This is a genomic window from Lentibacillus kapialis (assembly GCF_014646635.1).
Lineage (GTDB): Bacteria > Bacillota > Bacilli > Bacillales > Amphibacillaceae > Lentibacillus > Lentibacillus kapialis.
On the sequence record NZ_BMNQ01000141.1, the window covers coordinates 1 to 654 of the forward strand.

1 rRNA gene is annotated in these 654 nt (G+C 56.4%); it reads right to left on the reverse strand.

Features of this window, described 5'->3' with window-relative positions:
- A 23S ribosomal RNA gene (locus tag IEW67_RS17995) occupies positions 1-654 on the reverse strand; the annotation flags it as partial.

A 654-nucleotide genomic window follows, 5' to 3' on the forward strand; every position in this document is an offset into this window, starting at 1 on the left:
ACGGCCCTGGGTTAGAATGTCCGTACAGCCAGGGTGGTATCCCACGGATGCCTCCACGTAAGCTGGCGCTCACGCTTCGAAGGCTCCCACCTATCCTGTACAAGCTGTACCAACATTCAATATCAGGCTGCAGTAAAGCTCCACGGGGTCTTTCCGTCCTGTCGCGGGTAATGCGCATCTTCACGCATAGTATAATTTCACCGGGTCTCTCGTTGAGACAGCGCCCAAGTCGTTGCACCTTTCGTGCGGGTCGGAACTTACCCGACAAGGAATTTCGCTACCTTAGGACCGTTATAGTTACGGCCGCCGTTTACTGGGGCTTCGGTTCGCCGCTTCGCGCCCGAAGGCGCTAACGCTTCCCCTTAACCTTCCAGCACCGGGCAGGTGTCAGCCCCTATACTTCGCCTTTCGGCTTCGCAGAGACCTGTGTTTTTGCTAAACAGTCGCTTGGGCCTGTTCACTGCGGCTCAGACTCGGTCTGAGCACCCCTTCTCCCGAGGTTACGGGGTCATGTTGCCGAGTTCCTTAACGAGAGTTCTCCCGCTCACCTTAGGATACTCTCCTTGCCTGCCTGTGTCGGTTTGCGGTACGGGCACCTGTGACCTCACTAGAGGCTTTTCTTGGCAGTGTGGAATCCGGAACTTCGGTACTCTA